Origin of the sequence: Mucilaginibacter psychrotolerans (assembly GCF_004519315.1) — a bacterium.
GTDB lineage: Bacteria > Bacteroidota > Bacteroidia > Sphingobacteriales > Sphingobacteriaceae > Mucilaginibacter > Mucilaginibacter psychrotolerans.
In genome coordinates this window covers 1-22,384 of sequence record NZ_SOZE01000052.1, presented here as the reverse complement: position 1 = coordinate 22,384, position 22,384 = coordinate 1, and the positions used below count along the sequence as shown (strand labels likewise).

The 22,384-nt window shown below is 45.8% G+C and carries 18 protein-coding genes; 17 read left to right on the top strand and 1 reads right to left on the bottom strand.

Annotated features, from left to right (window positions below; translation table 11 throughout):
- Positions 1 to 213 precede the first annotated feature (213 nt).
- The 17 genes from E2R66_RS27015 (at position 214) to E2R66_RS26925 (ending at position 21,686) form a co-directional block, all read left to right on the top strand.
- Positions 214 to 675, top strand: a complete 462-nt coding sequence (locus E2R66_RS27015) for a terminase small subunit (RefSeq protein ID WP_133236797.1) — start codon at positions 214 to 216, stop codon at positions 673 to 675.
- Positions 676 to 789: 114 nt separating this feature from the next.
- The gene (locus E2R66_RS27010) at positions 790 to 2,019 is read left to right on the top strand and encodes a PBSX family phage terminase large subunit (RefSeq protein ID WP_133236796.1); all 1,230 of its coding nucleotides are present in this window, start codon (positions 790 to 792) and stop codon (positions 2,017 to 2,019) included.
- A gap of 109 nt (positions 2,020 to 2,128) precedes the next feature.
- Complete coding sequence (locus E2R66_RS27005) at positions 2,129 to 2,866, top strand: hypothetical protein (protein WP_134737970.1); 738 nt, start codon at positions 2,129 to 2,131, stop codon at positions 2,864 to 2,866.
- A 323-nt stretch (positions 2,867 to 3,189) separates the two neighbouring features.
- Positions 3,190 to 3,630 (top strand): hypothetical protein, encoded by a 441-nt coding sequence (locus tag E2R66_RS26995; protein ID WP_133236790.1) that lies wholly within the window; start codon positions 3,190 to 3,192, stop codon positions 3,628 to 3,630.
- A gap of 59 nt (positions 3,631 to 3,689) precedes the next feature.
- Positions 3,690 to 5,801 (top strand): hypothetical protein, encoded by a 2,112-nt coding sequence (locus tag E2R66_RS26990; protein WP_133236788.1) that lies wholly within the window; start codon positions 3,690 to 3,692, stop codon positions 5,799 to 5,801.
- Between the two features lie 184 nt (positions 5,802 to 5,985).
- Positions 5,986 to 8,010 carry a hypothetical protein gene (locus E2R66_RS26985; protein WP_133236786.1) on the top strand — a complete coding sequence of 675 codons (2,025 nt, stop codon included), beginning with the start codon at positions 5,986 to 5,988 and terminating at the stop codon, positions 8,008 to 8,010.
- A gap of 367 nt (positions 8,011 to 8,377) precedes the next feature.
- A complete protein-coding gene (locus tag E2R66_RS26980; RefSeq protein ID WP_133236784.1) occupies positions 8,378 to 9,385 on the top strand; it encodes a hypothetical protein in 1,008 nt (335 codons plus the stop codon).
- Positions 9,386 to 9,460: 75 nt separating this feature from the next.
- Complete coding sequence (locus tag E2R66_RS26975) at positions 9,461 to 12,046, top strand: hypothetical protein (protein WP_133236782.1); 2,586 nt, start codon at positions 9,461 to 9,463, stop codon at positions 12,044 to 12,046.
- A gap of 94 nt (positions 12,047 to 12,140) precedes the next feature.
- Entirely contained in the window at positions 12,141 to 12,377 is a 237-nt protein-coding gene (locus E2R66_RS26970) for a hypothetical protein (RefSeq protein ID WP_133236780.1), read from the top strand.
- A gap of 757 nt (positions 12,378 to 13,134) precedes the next feature.
- On the top strand, positions 13,135 to 14,319 hold the full coding sequence (locus E2R66_RS26965; protein WP_133236778.1) for a head maturation protease, ClpP-related: 1,185 nt from the start codon (positions 13,135 to 13,137) through the stop codon (positions 14,317 to 14,319).
- Positions 14,320 to 14,464: 145 nt separating this feature from the next.
- Entirely contained in the window at positions 14,465 to 15,673 is a 1,209-nt protein-coding gene (locus E2R66_RS26960; protein ID WP_133236776.1) for a hypothetical protein, read from the top strand.
- 102 nt (positions 15,674 to 15,775) lie between these two features.
- A complete protein-coding gene (locus E2R66_RS26955) occupies positions 15,776 to 16,360 on the top strand; it encodes a hypothetical protein (RefSeq protein WP_133236774.1) in 585 nt (194 codons plus the stop codon).
- Positions 16,361 to 16,511: 151 nt separating this feature from the next.
- A complete protein-coding gene (locus E2R66_RS26950) occupies positions 16,512 to 16,796 on the top strand; it encodes a hypothetical protein (protein WP_133236772.1) in 285 nt (94 codons plus the stop codon).
- Entirely contained in the window at positions 16,793 to 18,076 is a 1,284-nt protein-coding gene (locus E2R66_RS26945) for a hypothetical protein (protein WP_133236770.1), read from the top strand. Before E2R66_RS26950 ends, E2R66_RS26945 begins: the two co-directional genes overlap by 4 nt.
- A 95-nt stretch (positions 18,077 to 18,171) precedes the next feature.
- Positions 18,172 to 18,795, top strand: a complete 624-nt coding sequence (locus E2R66_RS26940) for a DUF6712 family protein (RefSeq protein ID WP_133236768.1) — start codon at positions 18,172 to 18,174, stop codon at positions 18,793 to 18,795.
- Entirely contained in the window at positions 18,785 to 20,704 is a 1,920-nt protein-coding gene (locus E2R66_RS28600) for a hypothetical protein (protein WP_158288520.1), read from the top strand. The genes E2R66_RS26940 and E2R66_RS28600 overlap by 11 nt, the downstream gene beginning before the upstream one ends.
- Before the next feature lie 4 nt (positions 20,705 to 20,708).
- On the top strand, positions 20,709 to 21,686 hold the full coding sequence (locus E2R66_RS26925; protein ID WP_133236762.1) for a glycoside hydrolase family protein: 978 nt from the start codon (positions 20,709 to 20,711) through the stop codon (positions 21,684 to 21,686).
- Between the two features lie 3 nt (positions 21,687 to 21,689).
- Here the strand turns inward: E2R66_RS26925 and E2R66_RS26920 are convergent, their stop codons facing one another.
- Positions 21,690 to 22,175, bottom strand: a complete 486-nt coding sequence (locus E2R66_RS26920) for an acyltransferase family protein (protein WP_133236760.1) — start codon at positions 22,173 to 22,175, stop codon at positions 21,690 to 21,692.
- Between the last annotated feature and the right edge of the window lie 209 nt (positions 22,176 to 22,384).

The window sequence follows — 22,384 nt, the reverse complement described above, 5'->3', positions numbered from 1 at the left end:
TTCTTGGTTCGACAACGATAGAAGGTTATGCAGAAACTATGAACTGCTGCTTGAAACTTCTGAAAATATGGTCAAACTCGGTGCTATAAAATTATTATTGAACAAAATTTAAACAGGCTCTAAAATTATTAGCATTTTTCAAAAAATACTCGTACATTTGTATATAAAATATGCCGTTCGGCATTTTAAACATAAAATATCCATCTCATCATCATGACTTATTTTTACACAGCAGCCGAGCTTAGCGACCGCATTGAGCGGTATTTCCTTTCTGTAAAGGGTGCCCCCGAGCCAGAAAAAAGGCCTCAGCTAAAAAATAGAAAAAAAGAATCGCCGAACGTGATCCGCATTACCACAGATGATAAAACCGATCCTCCCCTGCTTACCGGCCTGGCGCTCTTTCTTGGTTTTAAAAGCCTCGATGAGTTTGAAGCCTACGAACAAAAAGGCGTTTATAAAAAAATACTACAGGAAGCGCGCCTGCGTATTGCCTGTGAGTACGAAAAGAAATTACATAAGCCATCGCCTACGGGTGCCATTTTTGCGCTAAAGTGCATGGGTTGGCACGAAAAACACGAAGCAAAATCTGCGAACAACACATCGGTTAATGTGTGCGTCAACATACAGGATAGCGGCCCCAAACTGGCCGAAAAAGAAAAAGACGTTGCCTTGTAGCTAATCAGCTCCCCCCTGTTCATACCGATACCTTTTTATCTCCCCGCCACCCGCTGCTATTTAGCGGGCCGACAAATTCACTTCTTATTTATCGCACTGCTAAGCTTTAAAGCAATGGAAGCATCCAAACTATTCTATCATAACTATAAAACCGTGGCCGATGTGGTGGTTAACCAGGGCGGCACAAGCTCGGGCAAAACATACGCCATAGAGCAAGCTCTTTTTTGTTTTGCCTGCGAGACCTCCGCACAGATAATTACTGTAGTTGGGCAAGATATCCCCAACCTTAAAGCGGGTGCCCTGCGCGATGCGCAAAACATTTACGCTACATCGGCCCCTTTGCAGCAATTGGTAAAAAACTACAACAAAACCGATAGGATATTTGAGTTCAATAACGGCAGCATCATCGAGTTTAGAAGCTACAGCGATGCGCAGGATGCCAAATCGGGCAAGCGCGATTACCTGTTTATAAACGAAGCCGACGGCGTTGAATGGGAAGTTTATACCGAGTTGGCCTTGCGCACGCGCAAGCGCATCTACATTGATTATAACCCAAACAGCGAGTTTTGGGTGCACGAAAATATTATTGGCAAGCCGGGGGTGCAACTCATCATTTCAGACCACAGGCATAACCCCTTTGCAGAAGATAGCATCCGCAAAAAAGTAGAAGCCCTGAAAGACGTAGATATAGAACTATGGAAGGTTTACGCCCGTGGCCTTACCGGCAAAATAAAAGGGCTGGTGTTCAACAACTGGTACGTATGCGAAGAAATTCCGCAGGATGCTAAACTATTGGCCGCCGGTCTCGATTTTGGCTTCACCAACGATGAATCAGGCTGCCTGCTGGTGTATCGCCAAAACGGCGAGCTTTGGGTAGATGAGGTGTTGTACGAAACCGGCCTCACCAATACCGATTTAGCCAAACGCCTCAAAGCCGCGGGCATCAGCAAAAATACCGAGATTATTGCCGATAGTGCAGAGCCGAAAACGATAGAAGAACTTAAACGGATGGGCTGGTACGTTACGCCCGCAAAAAAAGGCGCGGATAGCATCGTCCACTCCATTGATATACTGAAACGCTACAAAATAAACGTAACGCGTGCCAGCATAAACCTGCGCAAAGAACTGGGCAAATACAAATGGAAAACAGATAAGAGCGGCAAAACCATCAACCAACCCATTGATGCCTGCAACCACCTCATCGATCCCTTACGCTACGTGGCCCTCAACAAATTAAAGATAGCAGCACCCAAAACCCTCAAAAGCACACTGCCGCAGGCAACAGCCCCCCAGCCTCCGTTAGCCAACGGAGGAGTTTTTGAAGAGCTTATAGGGATGGCGTAAGCCCCCTAACCCCCTGTCCGAAGGACTCCTATGGAGAAGGGGGAATTTCTGAACTACACACTGCCTTTAACAAAACTATATCTAATCCCTGTAAACTAAACTTGTCAAAATGCTCCCCCTTCAGGGGGCTGGGGGGCAAACCATTATGATACAAAAAACACTCAAAACCAACCAAGGCAGGCTCCTTATAAGCATGCCGCAACAACTAAGCGAAGTAACCTTAGGGCAAATGATGCAATTGCAGGATACACCCGACCTGAAAGACCTGGACGCTATCAGTATCCTATCGGGTGTGCCTGCAACCGAACTGCAAAACGTAAGCAATGCCAATGACTTTATGGATTTTGCCGATGCGGTGCTTAACCTGTCGCACCAGATCAAATACCTGTACAGTAGCGATGCCGTACCTAAAACCGTTATGCTGACAGTCGGCGAAAAACAGGTGACGCTTGATGTACTCAAAAACCTTTCGGTAGAGCCCGCCGGGGCATTTATGGCGGCACGTGATGTAATAGCCGATGAAATTGCCGCCCACATCAAAAAATATGGCGAAGAAAACTGGCAGGATTATTTTAACCCCTCGCTTACAGCTTGTTGTAAAGTACTGGCCTATTACTTTTATTGCAGGGCAACGGGCAATAGTTACGACGAATACGCTGCCGCCAATTTTACTGATGTCATCAAAAAACTATGGGTAACGGAGGCGCTGCCCATCGCCAAGCATTTTTTTATGAGCTTTCCCAACTTATCGAAACCGAAAACCGGCTTTTGGCATCAGTTGTTACATCTCTTGAAAAAAGGGCTGGCATACACGCTTTCGAAAAGTTTAGGTATATCAACACCGTAAACGCCCTTGCCGGGGGCGATATCACCAAATGGAACCTTATCCTGGCCATGCCCTACGAACGCATCCTCACGAAGCTGTTGCTGAATAAAACCGAAGCGGAGTACCAGAAAAGGTATAGTGAACTGGCGAGCCCCCTAACCCCCTGAAGGGGGAACTTTTGCCCCCCCCCGCCCCCTGAAGGGGGAGTTTTTGAATGGCATTAGGCAGTAACAATAATTAAAATTAACATAAAATCCCTGTGAACCCTCACTCCCCCTTCAGGGGGAGTGAGGGAATAAAATCAAAAGCTCCCCCTTCAGGGGGTTGGGGGGCTCCACTAACCTATGCGCAACCAAATCCAATCTATCGTACAAACGCTTAGCGGCTCACCTGGCTTTTTGTACGGCACCGAAAAAGAACTGAACACCCTGGCCGATGATGCCGCTTTCCCCTGCGTCATGCTTTATCCGCTGCAGCCCATCGTAGTATCGCCGCAGGTAAATGGCTCGGTCGACAATGTTTTCACCCTCTACCTGGAGTTTTTATACAAGACCGAGTTTGGCCAATATACCGCCGAAAACGAAACCTATGTGCAGCAGGCCCTGCAAATGGCCAACCAGTTTATGGTAAAAGCCGCTAAATACCGCGATGGCGAAGGCCGCTACTTCCGCATAAAAGCAGGCGAAAAAGCCAAATGCCTGCCTGTTTACAATAAGTACGATACAAACACTACCGGTGTAGGCCTCACCATCACCCTCAATACCATGTATTACGACGCGTTTTAGCCGCCACTTCTTTACAAATCGGTGTAATCATTAAAATCTGTGAAATCAAAAACAATAAAATGAGCTTAATAGCAAAAATAGATTACTTAAATCTGGTATCAACCTACCCCGACCAAAACGGCGGCGAAACCGACCGTGGCGATATTTACATCTCCATTATCGATACAGTAACCAACGAACCTGCAAACGGCAACAACTGCAAGGTAACCTACGGCATAGATGATAACGGCAGCATAAGCCAGCAGGAGGTAATTATTTCGGGGCAAAGCAAAATGATTTACTCCGGTACTTTCAGCGATAGGCGGTACAATTACCTGGGCGAAGAAACCTATCATTTCTACATCAACTTCAGCATCATCTCGCTCATTCCCGGCACCGGCGATACCGACCCTGTAGTTAGCGGCTGCGACCTGTCCATCAGCTCCATCAGCATCAGCATCACCAAACCCGAAACCGCTACCGGCGCAAACGACGGGCAGATAACCGCGCATGCCGGCAGCAGCTATGGCGGCATCCAGTACAGCCTGGATAACGTAACCTTCCAGCAATCGCCTCTGTTTACCGGGCTTAGCGGTGGCGTAAAAACGGTTTATGTGCGCGATAGCAATGGTTGCCACGCCGAACTGAGCGTATTGCTGCCCACCTTAAGCAGCCTGCTGGTTTCGGGGCCTTCGGCAACGCTGCCCGATGGCAATACATCCCATTGGAACGCCGCCTTTAATCCTATCGTGTTTACCTATCAGCGTAAGGATTTCGGCATTATTGCAGCAACCCCTGATACCATGACGGGCTACGCCACTTTGCAGGTAAATACCGTGCTTAACCCCATTTCAGGCAAACCGACTTTACTGCCCGGCGATAAAGTATATGTAAACGCCGCACCGTACATTGGCGTTTACGGGGTGGAAAAAGTTGCCGGCAATGCCTACCTCACTATACAAACACCCTTCGCAGGCAACGGAACTGGCTTCATCAACATCAACAAGATGCGACCGTATTACAAAGTGCTTACGCAGATAACCTATACCGATAAACAAACCGGCATAGCCAGAACCATTACATCAACCAACCGGCCCGATGCCAGCGGCCTGGTAAAAGCCGACATATCCAATTTTGCGCAGAGCCTGCTGCAGGCGCAGGATGCCAGCAATTACGCACAGAACACCTATCATGACGAAGACCTGAGCGCAAGCTATCGGATTGCCTACTCCGAGGAATGGGATGAAGATGGCGTGACCAAAACCTCAGCATATATACCCATCGGCCACAACTATTACGTGCTGTATGCTGCAAAGCAACTGGGCGAGCGCTACGGCGGCAACCTGGCGGCTTATGTGCCTTTTGCCCACCTTGCCGATGGCTTACCCCGGGCTAAATGGATAACAGATTTTGCCGAACCGGCCTATAGTAACGGTTATCCCTTTGATGTTGGCTTCATTTATACTGAGGAGATGGACGGGCTCAACGTGTATTGTGCGTACACCCTGCTGGATATTAACCGCATGCCCCTACCGGGTGGACCGCAAACGGGATACCTTTTAACAGCCGATGGTGGCGCTTTACTTAACGAGGAGAGAAGTAAACTGGTCACCACCAGGCAAAACAGCGGCATTATCCCCGTAAACGGGCAAGCCGGGCTAAACAGGTTACTATTAAGCGGCCGGTTCGCTGATGAGGTTTATTACATCAATTTAACGTTGAAGTACACCGATGACGATGGCGTACACACCCTCACCCAAATCCAAACCATACGGGTAGACGATGCTATAGACGATAACTCGGTTTACCTGCGCTGGATAGGCCTAACCGGCAGCTGGAACTACTACCGTTTTGTTTTTAACCAGGAAATAAGTTTGGATGTGCAGAATGCCGTCATCATTAAAAACTACGTTACCGACTGGGAAAACCAGCAAGGCATAGAAGATGTGATCAGCAAATCGGCAGGGCAAAAGATGAAAGTGGTAGCCGAGGATTTATCGGTAGCCGATATAAAGGGCCTGCAGAGCATCAAATACTCGCCCAAGGTGCAACTGCTGGTCAACAAAAACCCGGTGAAGTGGCAAACGGTAATCATCAATACCGCCACTTACAGCGAGTACGAAACCCGCAACGGCCAGGCACCCTTTAGTGTAACTTTTAACATGCCGGCAATTAATATACAGGGGCAGTAAGTTAGTTAGAAGGGTTAGAAAAGTTGGAGAAGTTAGAAGCTTTAAAAGATTTAAAGTGCCCCAACACCAGATATTTTACATTTAAATTTTTCCAACCACTTCCAGCTTCTCCAACCCTTCCAACTTTTTTAACTTTTCTAACCCCTTACAACCTTTCTAACTTTTTTAACTTTCCGCCAACCAAATGCAACTATACATCAACAACCAGCTAGCCGATCTGGCCGACGATAGCCCGATTGCCCTCACCTTCCAGATAAACAACCTGGCCGAGGTAAAAAACCAGCAGGGCAATACCAGTAACCAATTTAAGCTGCCCTTAACGCAACGGAACCGGCAGATATTGGGCTTCCCGGATGATATCGCATTTGCCAATGAACAACCCTACGATAATTACGAAGCAAAAATTGTTCAGGACGGGCTGGAGATTATCCCAAACGGGATAGCTGTACTGAACGGCGTGGAAGACGATAGCGCTTCGCTTACTGTACTTAGTGGCAACGTTGATTTTTTTGATGCCCTTAGCGGTAAGCTTTATGAAATGGGCGATGCCACATCACCCTACGGCATCAACACGCCTTTCGAGCCGTACCAGCACACCTGGAACGTGGATAACGTAGCTGCATCACAAACACACACCAGCGGCTGGATATGGCCCGTTGTAGATTATGGCAACCTGGTGTACAATGCCACGGGCAATAACGATGTAAACGTGCGTAACCTAAGGCCCGGTTTCTTTATCAAAACCGCTATCGATCTGATGGTCGCATCAGTTGGGTATAAAGCAATCGGCTCGCTGTTAAGCAATCCGCTGTACCCACTGCTCATTGCTCAGTTCAGCAACGATGCCTTTAACCACGGCACCGATTACCAAAACCGCCCCAACCCCACCGGGCTGCTGGCCACCACCGGGGCGGATTTTTCCGTCTCTCATTTTACTGCTGCCGGCAATAAAGGCATCATTCCGTTCACCATCATCAATAATGACGAGGCGGGCCAATATAATGGTAGCAATACCTTCATTTCCAAACGGATCAGCAACGTTGTTATTAAAGTAACCATCCCCAGGATGAGATTCCAGGGCAAACCCGACCCGACGCACGGATCATATTTAAAAATTTCCATCCATAAGCAAACCGAAGCCGACGAGATATTGGTAGAACACACCATAGATATTGCCACGTTTACCCGGGTGCCGGGCACATCGGGCGGAGGGTTATTGGGCTATGTTGAACCTGAGAACATCATTGTATCGGCACAAACAGACATGGCCATTGGCGATCAGATAAACGTTAGGTATGAGTTCTTTGAGAAACGCCCCTCACAGTTTACGCTTTACGCCGGCGCAACGTTCGAAATAAGTCCCACCAGCCAGCAGGTTTTGTATGGGCAGGATGTGCAATGCGAACGCATCTTCCCCGATATTACCCAGAAAGACCTGCTTAAAGATGTTTTACAACGCTTCGGCATAGTTTGCCAAACCGATAGCAACACCCGCAGTATCAACTTTGCGTCGTTCAAAGATATTGTAGGCAATATACCCATTGCCAAAAACTGGAGCCGTAAATGCCTTGACCAGGGCAAGAGCATTAGCTTTCAGCTTGGCAACTACGCCCAGGTGAACTATCTGAAATACAAGGAAGACGACGCCGTAGTACCGAAAGGCTTCGCCGATAGCCAGATAAACGTAAAGGATAAAACCCTGCCGGCCAGCGCGGATTTGTTCGAGAGCCAGTTTGCCCCCACCCAAAACCGCCCATACATCGGCAACAGCATCGCGCTGATAAAAATGATAGAGGACGGCAGCACCGATAATGATTTCAGCATCGGCGTATCGCCAAGGATACTCATCGATAAAAAGATAGACCTGCGTAACTACGGCGGCAAAACCGTCAAATTTACCGATGGCAACCCCGCTAACGATAAATACGTGAACGATTATATATCGGTACCCTACTTCTACAAATCCGGCGAGGAATACAGCCTGCTTTGGGAAGATCTGCGTAAAGCCTACTACCCAGAACTGGAAAAGATACTGCAGCAAACCAAAAAAGTAGTACGCTACTTCATACTGAACCCGCGCGATATACTGGAGCTGGATTTGCTCATCCCCATATACCTGGAGCAGGATAGCGCCTACTACTACATCAATAAAATAGACAGCTGGCGCAAAGGGCAGCCGGTAAGGGTAGAGCTGGTAAAGCTGGGGTAGGCCCCTCTATTGTCTTCACCTGGAGGAGAGACTTTTTAAAGCACTCCCTTCCCGGGAGGGTTGAGTGGGGCTGATTAAGCAAAAAAGCCAGGCTCAACCTCTTCGTTGGCATCATCAGCGTAAAAGAAAATGCTGAAGGCAGCATTTTCTTGTGTAATAACCAATATGTCCTCCTTTTTTATATTATTAACCATGTTTTTTGCTTTTAAATTGAATGGCCTTTGAAGCCTGTTGTTACAAGCTTTTATTTTTCAATACTTAAAAAAAACGTTTGCTTCTTACATTTTACATAATTATATTTACCAATATTTTTAGCAAACATTACTTAAAGGTGCATCCTAAACCCTAACTATAAAATCTATCACTTATGAAAAAGCTATCTATAATTACTGTTTTGTGCTTGTTATCTTCCTTTTCGTACGGTCAGTTGCCGTGGGTAAAAGTTACCGACGCAGATTTTGTTGGCAAGACTTTTAAGCTGAATAAGCCCTACCGGACTGATCTATATATAACTTCACTTGTTTATAATATAAATAAAAAGCCTGGTGAGGAAGACCGTTACGTAATGCCATTAAAAAACGGTAGAGGTACCGACTATAGCTTAATTTTTGATAAAGTTTTTAAGTGCACCGGCGCAGCCGCTTATGACAGCAGCAGGTTGGCGTATTACATACAGCTTTACAATAAAGATATCGGTACTTTTTACGCATTTTACGTTTTGAGCACCTATTACCCGCCCGATTTTTATGATTTAACTTGCATTGAAGACGAAGCCGCTGTTAACGACATCATCAATAACGGAACGAAAGCAATGCGTTCTTCAATTGATTCTTTAGGTAAATTGAACATTGGCAAAAGAGTTTGGATTAAAAACAAGGAACTGGGTACCTATAACGATGCAAACAAAACGTACGGCGAACTTGGCAACACCGATTTACGGTTTACATCCGCAACCATAACAAGGGTTTCCTTTTCGGGCACTACTTTTAATCCGTGCCGGATATTTGCAAAGGTTGCCAATGGTACAACTGTTTTTTTCGATACCGATTTTAACACCTCAGCTAATTATCAAGAATATATGACCCATACGGTAAACGGGAAAACGGTTTTCGAAAAGCGCAATCGTATTACCGACGGTTTTTTCCTTAAAGACCCTGTACTAACGTACCACCTCACACCATCGCTCATCAAAACAATAAAAAAAGGCGACGTTTATATCGGTATGAATAAAAACATCGTATTGTTAATTGAAGGCGAACCCGAAAAGATAAACCGCTCTACCAATGCGTACACAGTGCACGAACAGTGGGTTTACAGCAACCACACGAAATATTATTACTTCGATAACGGCAAATTAACCAACATCCAAGATTAAACATTTTTCGAATTAGCCAACGGCGTCATTTCCGCTGAGTTGAATTATGCCATTTAGAATATAAAACATATTGCTATGCCAGACCAAACAATTAATGTTGATATCAATATCAACGCAGATAGCGTAAAGCAAATACCGCAGTATAAAGCCGCCTTCGATAGCTTAAAAACCGCTGTAGATAGCCTCAACAAAACCATGTTGAAGCAAAATGAACAAAGCAAAGAAGCAGTTACCTGGGGTGCCAAATTTAAAACCACGATAAAAGACCTGGCAGACACCTATAAAAGCTTTTCCGACGTATTGGAGGTAGCAGGAAAACTGATGGACATATCAAAAAAGGCATTATCGGGCTGGTTGGGGCTCGCTTCGGCAGCTTTTACTTTAATAACTACTTATGGGCCAGCCGTACTGGATTATTTGGGTGAAGTGTTCCAGTCCGAAAAAACCAAACAAGCAGCAAGGGAACTTAAAAATTACCAGGAAGTGATGACTGAATATGTAGAAAATATATCGGGCGAAATATCAGAAGTTCAAATGTTGGTTAATGTAGCTAATAACGAAAACCTGTCGAAAGAAAACAGGATGGAAGCGATAAAGAGGTTGAACGCTCTCTCACCTGAGTATCTGAAAAACCTAACGCTTGAGAATATAAAAACCAAAGAGGGCACGGCTTTAATGGATGCGTACACAAAATCGCTAAACAGGCGCGCTATGGAAGAAGCTATACAATCTAAGCGAATCGAATTGGTTAAACAGCGCCTCGAACTAAAACCAGAATACGATGCAGCAAAGCAAGATAAAAACGACTACAATACCGGTAAAAAAAAAGACGAACAAATTAGTAACAGTTTTACGAGCAGCTTTGGCGTTACCCTAACTTCCAGCTACTCAACAAAAGATGCCGCAGATGATAAGTTTGCAGCGATGGTGCAAAGGGATAAGATAATAACGGACCAAATAACTCAATTAGACAAAACCCTCGCAGAATCGCTTTTACGCTATGCCCCTAAACCTATAATAAATCCGGCGCAAAACAAAGCATATTGGGAAACCGTAATTGACGACCAGCAAACGCAATTAGATAGGTTGGATTCGCATTCCAAAACATTCCAAAAAGATGCGGTGCCTATTATCAAACGGATAAAGGAGGCGAAAAAAGAATTAGCTAATTACAGTGTGGCCGATATTACGGGACATCACAAATCAAAAACTGACGGCCCGGACAAGAATAGGGAACTGGAAGCCCTCTTAGATTCGCAAAGCCGGATGGCGATGCTAACACTTGATGGTTATGCCAGAGAGGTAGCGCAAGCAAACCAGCATTTTGAAAAGCTGAAGGACGCGCACAAAACCAACAAAGCCGTTTTTGAGCAACTGGAACGCGAGCGTATAGCAACGTTGCAGCAAATAGCCGCAAGATTTGAAAAAGAAGACATGGACAAACTCGCCGCTAATCAAAAAACTATAAATGAAATAAAGATAAACAGCATAAAAGACGCAACGCAGCAATCGTTGGCCCGCATAAAACAAGAAACCGATGACGAAAACACCGAATACGAAACGCGTAAAAAGCAGGCGGAAACTAACGTCGTAAATCAGAAGGCAGAGGTAGAAGCATTAAAAATAAACGGCAAGCTTGCAGAAGCAGAAATTTTAAAGGAAGCCATCGAACGTGAGCGAAAGCTTCAAAACGACGCTGACACCATTCATTTGGATTTCCTGGCGCAGCAAGCAAAAAAAGAGGCTGACATCATTCAAGCCAAAGCCGATGCGAATGAACAAAGGCAAGAGGCTAAGTTAAGCGGCAGTATTCAAAACAGCGAAGAAAGCGGCCACCCTATAAGAGCGCTACAACAACAACAGCAATTGCTGGATATGCAGTATAAGGCAGCCATGGCAGCGGCAAAAAAAACAGGCAAAGACACCGCCGCTATCGAAAGCGATTTCGCCAAAAAGAAGGCAGCAGTTGAAGAGCAACTTAACAACGCCAAAATCCACGCCGGCGATAAATACATCAACGCCGTGCTGGCCAATACCAAAAAAGATTCGGCGATATACAAAGCCGCCTTCCTGGCTAAAAAGGCTACCTCCATAGCCGATGTGATCATCAGTACCAAAAAAGGCATCGTCGGTTCTTTTGAGGGATATGCACATCTGCCATTCATTGGCCAGGCACTGGCCATTGCGCAGGCCGCGTTCATAGCCGGCCAGGGTGCCGCCTCCATTGCTACCATCGCCAAACAAAAGCCAGGCTTCGCTGCTGGCGGGCAGTACTTTTCCGATGGCCGCGGCGCCCTGCTCCCCGGCTACAGCCGTACCGATAACACCAACGCCTACCTGCGCAGCGGCGAAGCCGTGGTGGTGTCTGAGGCCATGCGCAATCCATGGGCGCGTAACCTGGTCAGCGCTATCAACGTTGCCCATGGCGGTCGCGACTTCTCAGTGCCCAATATGGGCAAGGGTTACGCTGTAGGTGGCATATTTACCGATGGTGGCAACGCCAATCGCTACTACAACCAACCCATGAACGACGTAAAGGACCTGGCCAACACCCTCGCCTACCAAATGATCAACAACTTCCCCCCTATTTATGTGGACGTGAAAGATGTAAACAACCAGCAGAACATACTGGCCCAAACAGTGAACAGGGTGAATTTGTAGCCCCCTAGCCCCCTGAAGGGGGAACAGAATTTATTAACCAGTACAATCACTTAACCAATCAAAAAGCATCCCCTTTAGGGGACGGGAGGGGCTAATGGACATCCAAACAGCAAACACACTATTCGATAACGGCACGTTCTCGGCCATGTATAAGGCTGGCTTTATCACCAGTAAAATATTCAGCTACCGCGAAATTTACCTGTGGGTACACGCCCAGATGCAGGTACGCGGCATCACCAAAAACCAGGCAGTGCTGGAGGCAGAGGCAAAATTCGGCAAAGATGAACGCACTATATGGCGTGCGTTGAATAGCTTCGAGGACACGATCTGAACCGCTGATTTGAATGATTAAATGATGTCGTTGATTGCCTATCAAATCCCAATCGGTGAAATCAAAAAATCAGTGCAATCGGTGAAAATAGAAGTACTGACAAAACACTGTCACCATCACAATAGAAATTAGTCCCGATATTTGTATAGTTCAGTTCTGAACCCTGATTTACTCGATTAATGGATTAAAAGATTTCTAATCAAGGTCATCAGGGAAATCCTAAAAATCAAGGTTCAGACAAATTCGCTCACTGATAAAACACTGTCACCATCACAACAAATTAAAGTCCCGATATTTGTATAGTTCCATTGTCTGAACCCTGATTTACTCGATTAAAGGATTAAAAGATTTCTAATCAAGGTCATCAGGGAAATCCTAAAAATCAAGGTTCAGACAAATTCGCTCACTGACAAAACCCTGTCACCATCACAACAGAAATTAGTCCCGATATTTGTATAGTTCCATTGTCTGAACCTTGATTTACCTGATTAAAGGACTAAAAGATTCTATTCAAGGTCATCAGAGAAATCCTACGAATCAAAGTTCAGACAAAATTCGAATCCAGAAACTATGCCAATCAGCATATCAAACACAAACAGGATTCAACAAGATTAACCCCATCCCTTAATCACGCAATCAGGTAAATCAAGAAAATCAAGGTTCAGACAATCTTCCAGGCCCTTCAAAACAATCGGTGAAATCAAAAAAATCGGTGGAATCGGTGAAATCACATCAAAATCTGTGTAATCAAAAAAAAATGAAAATATACCTATACGATACCGAAACGGATTGCATTGGCTCGGGGAGCCTCTCGTCCGCATTCATCAAAACACAACTCGATGCAGCTGCCGGCGCAGACGTTGAGGTACATATCAGCTCGGTTGGCGGCAGTGCTTTCGATGCCATTGCCATATACGATCTGCTGAAAAAGTACCCGGGCAACGTAACCACTTACATAGATGCGCTGGCAGCGTCGGCGGCCTCGGTAGTGGCCATGGCAGGCAAAAAAATAGTAATGAGTAAATACGCCCTGCTCATGATACACAAGCCCATGGTAGGCAGCGGCGGCAATGCCGATGAGCTTTTAAAGGATGTACAGATGCTGAACGTAGTACAATCGCGCCTGGCGCAGATATATATAGACAAATCGGGGCTGGACGGTGTAACGGTAAATAGCCTGATCAATGCCGTTACCTGGATGACTGCCGACCAGGCCCTGAACCTTGGCTTTGTAGATGCCATAGAAGATTATACCGATACCGTTATCAACAGTGCCCTCATCAAAAAATATACCGACACCGCACCGGCGGTTTACCAACGCTGCGTAAACAAAATCTTAAACAAACAAAACAACACAAATATGGACAACAGAGAACTGATCGAAAAAACCTCCTCGGTTTTAGATAAAATCATGAACTTTTTTAAGAAAGTGGTAAACAAGCACACCATTACCGACAAAGGCACCCTGCACCACAGCGGCGAGCTTTGCGAAGGCACGGAGGTTTACCAGGACGAAGACATGAGCACACCCGCCACTACCGACACCTACACTACGCCCGAAGGGCAGCAATTGGCCATTAAAGAAGGTAAGGTAGAAAAACTGAGCAGCACTGAAACCGAAGAAACCGGCAATGAGGAAGATGATATGCCCACCGAAAAACCGAAAATGCCGAAAAAACCTGCCGAAATACAAAACCGCCTTTTACAGGTGAAGGCCAGGCTACATGCCCAGAACGCCCTGCTAAACGAGGCAAAGGTTGCACTGGAAGAGGCAGGTAAGCGCCTGAAGCAAACGCGGGAAGAGATCAAAAATGAGATCAAATCCAATTTTACACCCGAAGGATCTAAACGCAGCGCCAAGGCCAAAACCGAAACCCAACCCTTCTTTGCCCCCCAAAGCCCCCTGGCCCAAAATGCGGTAAGGAAAGCGGTGGCGAAGTAGTTGGAGAGGTTAGAAGGGTTAGAAAAGTTAAAAAAGTTTTTGCTTTTCCATCCCATCAACTCCCTTTCCTCTACAACCGATCAACCTTTCCAACCCTTCCAACTTTTTTAACCTTTCTAACTTTTTCAAACATTTCTAACTAAACATGGCTCAATTCACATTTACAAACAACACCTATGCCGGCGAAGCGCTGGCAGGATTTATGGCAAGCACGCTGCTGGAGGCCGACTCGGTAAAGCGCGGGCTGCTAACCGTTATTAACGACGTAAAGGCACGCAAAGTAATACTTGATGTAGACGACGACGTGGTACTGCAAGACCCAAGCGGCATATTTACCGACCAGGGCACCACCACCCTACAAACCGAAAGCTACCTGGACCCGGTAGTTTACGAGTTTATGAAACAGGAACAATGGGATAAACTCATCCAATCATGGGAAGGCCAAAGCCTTAAACCCGGCTCGTTCCAGGATTATGAAGGAGTGGTAGATTTAAGCGACTTTATGGTGCAGCGTTACCTCACCAAAATACAAATTGCCAACGAGCGCTTGTATTGGCTGGGTAAATCTTCCACAAAAGAAGCCTCTTTCACCGCTGCGTTCCCGGGCTTGTTACCAAGTATTGCAGCAGCATCCGGCGTGTATAAAGTTGGCCTTACAAAACCATCTACATCAATGGCTGCAACAGCTATCGACGCAAACGGCATCGTAACCGTAGCAGATACCGGTACCCTGGCCGACGGCGACGTGGTAACCATTACCAATGTTACCGGCAGCATCCGCGATACCACAAACGGTGGTAGTGGTATTGCTATCCAAAAACAATCGTACTTTATCCAGATACAAAGTGCTACCACCTTTAAACTGGTGCGCAATTACAATGAGGTAAACAGCCGTAAACCGGCAACCTTCAGCAACACCGCTACGGCGGCCACCATAAACTATATCAACGTAAGCAACGTATTACAGGTATTGGGCAGCGTTTACGCCCAGCTAGACCCCGCCGACCGTATCCAGGAGGATTTTAACCTGCAAATCCCTTTACACGTAGGTTATGCTTACGCACAGGCACAAGCTAACAAAGCGTTGAACGTAATCAATGCCTTTACCGATATGAAAAAGATGGATTACCTGGGCTTGCCGCTACAGATTATGAACCACTGGCAGGCAAACACCATATTGGGTGCCCGCTCCTCAAACCTGTTTCTGGGCGTAGATCTTTTGGGCGATGCTTCCGAACTTTCCACCGTTTACATGAAGCCCTACACCAACGATAACGTGGTGCGCATGAAGGCCCGCATGAAAGCAGCGGTAAACTTCAAATTCGCAAACGAACTGTTCTACCTAAGCGCATAGTGAGTGGTTGATTGAGTTGATTAAGTGAGTGGTTTTAACGCCCGGCTTAATCAACTAACACAACCATTCACCTAATCAACCATTCAACTTAATAAACCAAAAATGTCAATCTACAATAAAATCAACGCAGGCTTCGGCCTTGGCACCAGCGAGCCAATTACCTCCGGTATAGAAGATGTGGTTTACATCTTTAACCAGGATGATATCACCTTAACTTACGATGCCGCCAACCCGCTCATCATCACCGGCCTTACCGCAGTGGGCAGTGCCAAAGTTTACAAATTCGAGGGAACCAACAATAGCTTCAACACCATGAGTAAGCTGGCCAAAACACAGGTAGGCCCACGCTATACCGAGGAGATAGATTTTAACATCGCAGGCTTATCGGTAGATGTAAAGGCACAGCTGATGGCCATGGGCTACGGCCGTGTACGCGCTATAGCAGTAAACAACTATAAGGATAGCGATTCGGCCATCGAATTGTTCGGTGCCGTGAACGGCCTCATCGTAACAGAAGCAGAACGCAACGCAGCCGACGAAACTCTGGATGGTGGTTACAAAATCAAACTTACTAATCCCGATAAGTTGAAAGAGCCTTACCCGCCACGCGCAGTATCTATAGCCTCGGGCAGCGGTTCGGCAACATACGCCAGCACGCTTGCCGCTTTGGAAGCACTGGCAGCTTAGAAAATCATTAATCATTGGGTCATTGAGTCATTGAGTCATTTTTTAAGTTGCCGGTATCTAAAGACTGCAAAGCAATGACCCAATGACTGCGAAGCAATGACTCAATGACTTCATAGCAATGAAGTAAAGCAACGACTCCATGACCCAATCTATGAAAAAATACATTTTAAAACCGGGCAATCATCAGTTTGCACCAGGCTCGCCGGCAGTTCATAACAACGATAACCTTACCGACGAAGAAGCAGAATGGTATCTGCAAAAATACCCGCATATAACGGGGTTGTTTGTGGCTAACCCACAAGAGGTGAAACCAAAAAGTTCGGAAGAAGCGAAAAGCCGAAAGCTTAAAGCCAAAAGAAAGCGAATCGCCCCTGCAAAACAATCGGTGTTAATCGGTGAAATCAATCCTCAAAATCGGTGTAATCAAAAAATATGAAAACCTACTTACCACAAATAGAAAGGCGCATCCTGGTGAGGCCCAATCAAACCTTCGGCATCCTCAACTACGATATGGATAACGCCTATCCACAGCGCATGCTGGAGTTGGTGGCGCAATCGCCCACGGCCAAAGATTGCTGGAACAAACGGGCAAAATTTATCGCCGGCAATGGATTGGAAGACGTGGCGGTTGGCAAAGCAGCAATTAACCATAAAGGGCTTACCCTGGCTAAATTATTAAAAGCTATTGCCACGGATAAGGCCCTGTTTAGCGGTTTCGCCATCCACGTAAATTATAACGCCAACTTCAAAATCGCTTCGGTAAACTATGTAAAATTCGAAGACGTGCGCATGGGCGATATCGACAATGCCGATACTGCCGGCAAGTTTGCCATTTACAACGATTGGGGCCGCAAAACCTGGAAGAACATTATGCGCAGCAAGATTACCTTTCTGGATAAGTACAACCCAGATGAGGCTACAATAAGGCAGCAGGTTAAAACAGCAGGTGGTTGGGATAAATACAAGGGGCAGCTCTACTATTTCAACCCCGAGGTTGATGACTACCCTTTGATAGAGGCCGACAGTGTTTGGGAAGATTTCGAAACTGAAGCCGGTATCAAAATCTTTAACAACCGCGAAGTAACCACCGGTTTCCTGCCTTCAACCATGTTGTTCATGCAATCGCGCCGCGAAGAGGCTGACAATAGTACAGATAATGGCAGCGGCAACAACACGCCATCGCAGTTGGAGCGGGATTTAGGCACCTTTCAGGGCGCTAAGAGTGCGCAAAAGATCATCGTGATTGAATACGAGGACGAGAGCGCCAAACCCGAGTTTCAGCCTTATGCTATCCAAAACAACGATAAGCTTTTCGAGATTACGGAACGATCTGTAGAAGCCAGGATTATCAAAGGTTTTTCGGTGCCGAAAGAACTTATCAATCCGGAGAAATCATCGGGCTTAAGCAATGGCAGCGAAAAGAAACAGGCCATCAGCGAGTTTAACGATAACACGGCCGCCGACAGGCAGGAACTAAGCGAAACGCTGGAAGAAATTTTTAGCCATTATTACACGGCCATCAACCCATCGAACAACTGGCGGATAGTGCCAGTACCGGCAAATGTATCTGATGACAATATTGGCCTTAAAGCCGGGGCGGCTGTAAATCAACTACTGCAATCTACCATCCCAACAGAAAACAAAATAGCCGCCCTAATTTACGCTTACGGCTTTAAACCGGCGGAAGCAGAAGCGATGTGTGGGCCGCAAGCTTAGTGGTTGCTCATGCTATTCAATGAACATCAATTTAAAATTCAAATTATGTATAATAAATTAACAGCTCCCCCTTCAGGGGGTTGGGGGGCCGCGCTATGCTAAACCTTATAATCCCCGCCACCCTGCAGCGATACGAAAACATTGCCACCAACGTAAAACCCGAACGGATGAAAACCTTCATCCAAAAAGCGCAGGAACTTGACCTGAAACCCTTTTTAGGTTATGCCCTGTATTACGACCTGATAAAGCACCTAGATGCAGATGGCACGCTTAAAGACGATGCCCCCCAGCATTACAAGGATCTGCTCAACGGCAGCGAATACCTGGACGAACAAGGTTATATTGTATTACATCAAGGCTTGCAACCTGTCCTGGCCTATTTCGCTTTCGCAAGGTTTATAGAAGCAGATGCTGTGCATTATTCGGCTACGGGCCCGGTAATTAAAAAACACGAAAACGCCGATGCCCTGCCGTCAAAAGATCTGGCAAAACTGGTGCAGCAACAACGGAGTACGGCCAACGCTTACGCCAATGAGGCCGAACGATTTTTAATAGACCATAAGGAGGATTTCCCGGCATGGCATTATAATCAAAAAAACAAGAGTGCCAGGCAACCGGGTCCGCGCATACGGGGAGTAGACAAATCGGATTTTAATTGCCCGGCAGATAATTACAGCGCACATCAATTCACCAACGAATTCTTAATTTATGGCAACTGATAAAAAAATAAGCGAACTACCCGTGCTCACCAGCATTGGGGCAAACGATATCTCCATTTTGGTAAATAATGGTGTCGATTATCAATTCTCTATAAGCACACTACTGCAATACCTGGCCGCCAACTTTTCGTCGGGCGCCTCTATAACCTTCGGCACGGTGTTGCCGCAAAATAACGCCGGCAAAAATGGTGATGTATTCCTGAAAACCAACACCTCACAATTTGCACAAAAAATATCGGGCACCTGGTCTGTTGTTTACACGCTCCCTGAAACAAATGGAGCAGATGGCACTATCCTGTACGGCGCAGGCCTGCCGGCATCAAACACCGGCAAAAACAACGACACCTATATCAACACCCTTACGGGCACTTTCTATTTAAAAAGCGAAGGAAGCTGGGGCCAGGTATTTTCTATGCAAACCGGTCCGCAAGGCCCACGCGGCGAAAAGGGCGAAACAGGCGATACCGGCCAGGCCGGGAAAAGTGTACTTAGCGGTACCACAAACCCCTCCAACTCAACCGATGGCTCGGATGGTGATTTTTACATTAACACCAATACATTAACCATTTTCGGTACAAAAGCCAGCGGAGCCTGGGGCGACGGAATATCTATCATTGGCGAGCAGGGAGAAAAAGGCGATGATGGAGCAACAGGGCCCCAAGGAGCACAAGGACCGCAAGGACCTACCGGTGCCACAGGCCCGACAGGACCAACAGGACCCACCGGAGCAACTGGCGCTACAGGCCCGCAAGGGCCGGGCGTACCAACAGGAGGCACAACCGGGCAAATTTTAGCAAAAAACTCAAATGCGAATAACGATACGCATTGGGTGACACCGCCGGGCGGGGGTGGTGATAGTGCCCTGCCTGTACAAATAGCCGATACCCAAAGCGTACCTTTTACTGCGGGAATAACCAATATAGCGCAGCATATAATGACTACTAATATCACCGTTACCCCAGACCCTACCGGGGCTGTAGCCGGGTGTGGGGCTATACAGAGGGTAATAGCAGATGGAGTTCATACGGTTGATTTTTCTGCTTTTAACAAAGCATCTACATCAGGTAACTATATTAACACATTACATGTGGTAAACATATTTGTTTATATGTTTGACGGCTATAACTATAACTTAACCATTTTCCAAAATGCGGACGAATACCCGCATGAAATAGATGCCTGGGCAGCCCGCTTGCTTACTGCCGGGTATGGTATTTCTACTCCGAGAAAAACAGCCGTTCAAAATTTTATTACTGCATTAAAAACGGCTAATGTTTATAATTCTATAACCGAGATGTGGTTGTTAGAAGGTGGTACGGCAGCTACTAATATTTTAAGTTTTAAAGGCGGGCATGACGGAGTACTTCATGGCACTATTACGCATGCTTCAACAGGAAGCACCGGAGACGGTTCTACTGGATGGATGGACTTAGGATTGTCTATCGACGATTTAGGCAGCGGCGACAATATTCACCTATGTGCATATTTAAGAAAAACAGTTAGCGCGGGTACTGATGCTGTAGGCATAAGGGGTGTGACTAGTGGCCAGGTCGTTGATACTTATATTTCGCCTCGACAATCGAATGGCTATTATGATATTGATGGCGTTTATGTCGGTTCTTACGCACCCTCCGATCCAAGCGGCCGTTACATATTATCCAGATTAGGAAATGATTGTAAGCTGTTTAGAAACGGTGTTCATGCACTTGAGATAAGTGCCCTAAATCCTGTTTTAGCGTCTTCCGTGAAATTTGCAGCTTTTGGGGCCGGGGATATCGGAGGTACAACGCTACAGACTTACAGCGATCAGGAAATCGGTTTTATATCAATCGGTAAAGGCATGACAGGCGCTAAAATGGATGCGTTTGACGCCGCTTTGGCTACATTAATGACAGCATGGGGGAGATAATCAGATGAGCGTATTACCTTTCTTAATGTTTAACGGAACAGTTCCGACATTGCGTAACCGACTTATGCCCATAACCGGCATTCCTAAATTATTGCCATCGGCTTTGGGTGTCGGCTATAAAGGCGTTTTAGAGATTTCGATAATTCAGGAATTTGACGGCACATTTAAGATTTACTTTACCGGGAGTGATGGAACGGCAGACGACAACTGCATGTATCTGGCAACAGCAAGCGATTTAGAGGGCACCTGGTCTGTTAACCCGGTGGCTATTATAGGTAAAGGCGCAGGTGGCGCACCAGCAGGCAGGCAGGCCAATTGTTCTATGGTAGTAAAATCAAATGGTTTTTACTATTGTTATGCAACTAACGGCTACGTAAATGGAACTGTATATCTATACAAATCCAGTGATGGAATAACTTTTACTGACTTGGGTCAAGTCATAAATTATTCAGCCGTTACTGGTGGTGCAGGCTGTGGTAATACAAGTGTCTATCCTTTTAAGGTTAATGGTAAATATGAAATGATAGTAGAGATATTGGATAGTAGTTCTAATATCTGGAAGCTTCACCGCTTTAATTCTAACAGCTTGGAAAGCGGTTGGACTTTTGTAAATAGCTTACCATATCTTCAGCCTGATAATGCTGGAGCTTATTGCGGCGCACATCATTTTTATGATAACGGCTTATGGCATATATTTTATCATTACTCACCAGTACTTGGTCAAGTGCTACCTGATTATTTGGCTTACAGCACTTCTGTGGACCTTGTTACGTGTGTCGTAAGAGAAGCGCCGCTCTTTGCGATAGAAGCCCATCCGTTTTCACCTACAGACCAATTAGCCGACCCTTTCTTTATACAAACAGCTGATAACAAATGCTTTTTGTTTGCAGAGTATTGCAGCAATAGCGGACTGTTTCAAAGCCAAATATGGTATTGGAAGTTCAACGGAACATTTGCAGATTTAATCAAGGATACTTATTAGTTTTTAAACCGCGTCTAAAGCCGGTTTAACCCGCTTCTTGCTTAGTTTTTTACCTAAGGTTTGCATAGGTCGTTCAATGGTGTAATGTAGTAGCGTTGATATGGCAATACTGAATGTTAAAATTATGCCGTAGTTTAAAATGAAGTTGCCAACAGCCAATGGTTCATTGTAAACCGAAAATAGGTTAATCAATTTAAACTTTCGTACAAAATAAATTACGGCCCAGTGTGATAAGTACAAGGTATAACTGATTTCACCGATGTATAAGAAGAACAAATTAAACAACAACTTCGAGCGGATGCCACGTAATGCGATCACTAATACTAAAAAGGCTAATCCGTAATAGAATATCTCGGGCACCAATTGCGTTTGTGGGGCAGCAAGTCCCACAAGCAGTGTAATAGATATAACCATTAGCTGTTTTGAGCTCATTTTGATGCTATCTTTGCCGTATAACAGATAATATAAAACGATGCCTTGCGCAAACATTGGTAACTGATTAGGGAAGTATAAAAACAAATACTCAGTCCATAGTCTCTTATCATTAATCAAACAAAAATGATTAAAAAATAGAATTATAGGATTATGTATTTAGTTCGCATTTAATCATTTTGTAATTTACGGGTTTAGCCTCGGTCATTCTGGTTATAAGTTTATCAAAAATTGAGTTCATATGCCCCCTTCTGTTAAAACGGAAA